The organism is bacterium (assembly GCA_024228115.1).
In the GTDB taxonomy this organism is placed as follows: domain Bacteria; phylum Myxococcota_A; class UBA9160; order UBA9160; family UBA6930.
Window position 1 is genome coordinate 1 of record JAAETT010000639.1, and the last position, 4,120, is coordinate 4,120.

A 4,120-nucleotide genomic window follows, 5' to 3' on the forward strand; every position below is an offset into this window, starting at 1 on the left:
GGAAAGGTGACAGTCTGTGCGGTAGAATCCGGCTTCATGAAGGGGCCCTTGTTGAGGGGAAACGGGTGTCGCAACACGTTTCTACCGCAACTGGGGCCTTCTTCAATTCAAGAACGAGACTTCTTCATGAATTTTCCGGGTTAACAGGGTGCTGAAAATTGGCGCTGCCTGGCGCCGAACGATGCGCGCGTGATTTGCGACGGTTGCTACGGTTGTAGCGTAGTCGGCGACCTCGCCGAGGAACCGAGCACCGCCTACCGACGCGATCCGTCCCGCGAGGGTGAGATTCTCCACGAGCGTCAACACGTCGATGTGCTCACTCGCCCGATGCATTTTCACGATTGCATCGGCGACGACCCGGAGGTTCGGGTTCTCTATGTCGTCGATGGCGAAGATTTCCGCGTCGATGGTTGCAGCTATGGCCTCACTCGGGGCGAACAGAAGGCTGGATACAACGCTCATCTCGGGGTCGAGGGTGCTGCTAAGGCAAGGTGGCTTCCGAACATCGGCCAATGCCGGACGAGCCGTGCCGTCAACCGGCCGGAGCTTCGGGCGATTCATCGCTCCACCTCGACGATCACCGGCCGCAACGCGACAGGCCGCGGATGCGCCGGCGCCTCGGCGCGAAGCTCGGCCAGGACCGCACGGGCGACCGCCAGCGCGAGCTGCTCGATGAGCTGTCGCTCGCCGTGGTTCACCGCGATTCCCCGCGGTGCAGAACCTCGTCTACACGGTTTTCGGCACGATTGCGCGACTGGGCGGCTTTCGCTCGCCACCAACTCTCAAAATCACTCCGCAGGACCAATATTGCGCGTCCGCGACGGATGGCCGGGATCTCTCCGAGGTTGACTAGCTCGGCGAGAAATCCGCGGCTCAGCCCGTATTCTTTGGCAAGTGCTCGAAGCGACAGGGCGGCTCGTTGCGGATGGTTCTTTGTGACTCCCATGTGGACACACATAATCAGATGCAAAACGCATGATCAATGACCTGAGTCGTGTGATGCCATGCTATGCCAGACTATGCCATGCTATGTCGTACACTTTTTCCAGCTACGGCATCGCCCCTACGGAGTCGAGACCATGTCAGAGAGTCGCTGGCCCTTCGGGAGCGACGCCAGGCCCCGGTGGATGGTCTCAAGTGTGTTTCAGTATCACCAGTCGCTCGGACCGCGGCGACATAGGGGCTGGCGGGGACTGCGGGTGGCGTGGCGCTACCCCGAAGCAGGTCCCCGAAGGGTCTAAAGTCGGCGGTGGTCGGGGCGATCGAAGCTACTTGTCCATCGCGTGCATTTGCGGGTAGGAACTCCTGCTTCCCGGGCGACGCGCTCCTGATCTTCGCAGCTCGCGAGGTCGGGAAAATGCAGTACCTCGAAGGCACGATAGGAGGTGTCGTACTCGTCACCATCGTCCAATCTGCGAACGAAGATGGAGAAGGCGAAGGCAACCTCAACCGGATGGCCAAATTCAGCTATGGCTTCCAGCCGCGGACGAAGCGAGGTCAACGCGCTATCGGTAGCGACGCAGAGAGCGGCCGCCTCCTGGGCGAACTCCTCGAGCATTCGTTGGGCTAGATCCTCCGTCTGGGCTGCTTCACCACCAGGTGCCTCCGACGAATCCCTGAAGACATCCTTCAACTCGCAGTTTAACTCATTGATGCCTGTCAGCTCCAAGTAGGAGAAGGCGATCTCGGAACTTTCCCTTGCCAGAGGATCGAATAGCGGGTCGTTCGGTTCAGTTGTTCTGGCTTCCTGCTGCGCTTCGCAACCAAGAATTGACGCAAGCGCCATGAGAAGCACGCGGACCGTTCTCAAGTGGGGCATCCTCTGCTGTCGATGCCAACGCCGAGCGGGCGTGTTCCCAAGTATTCGAGGCTGGGTTGAATTTGAAGCCAGTCGCTTGGTCTTCCACAAGATCGAACTCCTCTTCGGCGGTCATGGGAAAGGCCAGAAGGGCGAGGCTCAAGCCCAGAATCGCGGGTAGCATCGCACGAGAGGATGGTATCGCGGGCGCGGCTAGTGGACCTGGGCCGGCGAAGTCTGTCTACCTCCCCGGCGACTTCTCGGAAATCTGGTCAGGACTGCGGCAGCCCGGGTCCTGGCCGAAGTCGATCAGGTCGTCGCCGTCGTTGTCGATGCCGTCGGAGCACTCGGTTGGAGGCGTCGGCGGGGTGGACGGCACCGCGGCGTTCACGTCCAGGAGGAGAATTCTGGATGCGGTGGCCGGTCGTCGAATATCCGCTCGCAACTGGATGAGTACATCGTCGGACGCGATGCCCATCGAACTGCTCGGCAAATCGCCCACATTGGTGAGCCCGCCAAGCGTTCCAAAGGTGAACACACTTGCATTCTGGGGGGGATAGGGAGGCGCGAATTGGGGGCCACCCTCCGTGCCGTAGATGAGCGGAACCGAAGCGGCATCGTGTTCGGGAACCTGAAACAGTAGCCATTCGATGATGACAGCGACCTCCGACGTGCCCGGAAATGGCTGAGAGAAATCCGCGAACAAAGCGTTGCCTTCGATTGAGAAGGTTACGTCGAGGCCCGAGCAGGGAAGAGAAAACGTCGCCGGGAACACCTGTTGAGGAACAAGAGTCTGGTTGCAGCCAGGAGAGGTATCCTTGACAGCAATCCTCGGCTGCGTCCCCGGACCCGCAGACGACAGACTCAGCGGAAGCGGCACGAGGTCCACGGCGACCATCGGTGACGGCAGAAGCAGGGCGGCGAGCAGGAAGACTTTCGCCTTGAACGCGAGAGGTCGACGTCGTTCAGAAGGGTCGCGAGGACTAGCAGAGAGCGAGCGCATGGTATTCCCCTAGAAGCGGGAAGCGGGACGCCACCACGGCGCGGCACTTCCCACCGCAGCCCGGCGAGCTGCAGAAACCATGCCGCGGGTGGGGCAAGCAGAAACAGCGGCCAGGTCAGGAGCGTGAGGCATCGAGTCCCGCGACGAGGCCGGCCGGCCCAGATAGTCCCCCCGAAGTGCCGCCGTGGTGCCGCGAAGGAAGGCCAGTTCATCCCCTGGGAAAACGCGTTCCCCAAGCAGAACCGCGCGCCTACTCGCCCCGCGGCACGTCCGTCCCCTCCAGCTCGACCACTTCGGGCCGCCCTGGCCAGGCTCGCGACACTTTGGCTGCACAGGATCAGCGCCAGCCGCGCTCAGTCCATCGGGCAGTAGCTAGGGAGGGGGCGACGGTAGGCCGCGACCGGCGGGTGCAATCGTCTTCGGTGGATAGCTATCGAAACCTGACCCGGCCCTCCGGGGAGAAGAGCGGATCTCCGTTGAGGGATATCCTGAGCACACCGCGTGGCCGCTCTGGTTCACTAATCACTGGAATGCCGCCATGAACCAAACCGCGCAGTGACTCGGCGATGGCGCGAGCCGGTTCAATATCATTTGGGTTTGGTGCGATAGAGATGTTCCGCAGCGGAGTTGGCGGGTTGCTTGGTATGATCATCATGACCGACACACTCGATGGGAAACCGGCGTCTCTAAGGATGCTGGCAATCTGTTGGGCGAACTCGAGGCGAGGAGCGCTTCCGGCGTTGACGGAAATACGAATGGTGAAGCGCCGGTAGCGGGATTGTGTCGTGAGCCCACGGAGTTGACCGACAAGGCTCTCTCGTAGCTCCGGATCGAGTGGTCTGTAGAACGGCCGAGACTCCAACGCTTGCAAGGTGGCTTCGCTCTGTAGGTACTCGTAGCCGGATATCGCCAGCCCGATGCCCAGCAGGACTAGCGCCACCCAGTCAAGGTGAAGGTCTCGCGCGTTTGACAAGCGGGCCATCACGCTGTTCCGAGATAGGCCGATACCCACAAGGCCCGCGAGAAAAGCGACTACGAGCCCCACCCAAAACACGTCGGCCTCCTCCTGCCCCGGGCGCACGACGCTGTGGGAAGTCGCACGACGCGGGACGACTGGCGCACAGGGGTTCGGCCCAAGCCTACACCCCCGGCCCTTCCAGCTCGACCCTCTTGGGGTGCCCCGGCCATGCCGCCAGTACCTGGGCCGCGCAAGACCAGTGCCAGCCGTGCCAGCCGAAGAGCCTGAAGCCTCAGAGGTCCCGGAGGATCTCTTGGCGCTTCTGTTGGTACTCCTCTTCCCTCACCAGGCCATCCCTTAA

Annotated in this window: 6 protein-coding genes; all 6 read right to left on the reverse strand. The window is 61.8% G+C overall.

Annotated elements, in window-relative coordinates:
* Nucleotides 1-102: 102 nt before the first annotated feature.
* The 6 genes from GY937_26505 to GY937_26530 all read right to left on the reverse strand — a co-directional run bounded on the left by GY937_26505 (nt 103) and on the right by GY937_26530 (nt 3,741).
* Entirely contained in the window at nt 103-561 is a 459-nt protein-coding gene (locus tag GY937_26505) for a hypothetical protein (GenBank protein MCP5060267.1), read from the reverse strand.
* Nucleotides 558-698 carry a hypothetical protein gene (locus GY937_26510; GenBank protein MCP5060268.1) on the reverse strand — a complete coding sequence of 47 codons (141 nt, stop codon included), beginning with the start codon at nt 696-698 and terminating at the stop codon, nt 558-560. Before GY937_26510 ends, GY937_26505 begins: the two co-directional genes overlap by 4 nt.
* Nucleotides 695-946 (reverse strand): helix-turn-helix domain-containing protein, encoded by a 252-nt coding sequence (locus GY937_26515; GenBank protein MCP5060269.1) that lies wholly within the window; start codon nt 944-946, stop codon nt 695-697. The genes GY937_26510 and GY937_26515 overlap by 4 nt, the downstream gene beginning before the upstream one ends.
* 291 nt (nt 947-1,237) lie before the next feature.
* Nucleotides 1,238-1,795, reverse strand: a complete 558-nt coding sequence (locus GY937_26520; protein ID MCP5060270.1) for a hypothetical protein — start codon at nt 1,793-1,795, stop codon at nt 1,238-1,240.
* A 244-nt stretch (nt 1,796-2,039) separates the two neighbouring features.
* Nucleotides 2,040-2,696 carry a hypothetical protein gene (locus GY937_26525; protein MCP5060271.1) on the reverse strand — a complete coding sequence of 219 codons (657 nt, stop codon included), beginning with the start codon at nt 2,694-2,696 and terminating at the stop codon, nt 2,040-2,042.
* 535 nt (nt 2,697-3,231) lie between these two features.
* Nucleotides 3,232-3,741, reverse strand: coding sequence for a hypothetical protein (locus tag GY937_26530; GenBank protein ID MCP5060272.1), 510 nt, complete (start codon nt 3,739-3,741; stop codon nt 3,232-3,234).
* Nucleotides 3,742-4,120 lie beyond the last annotated feature (379 nt).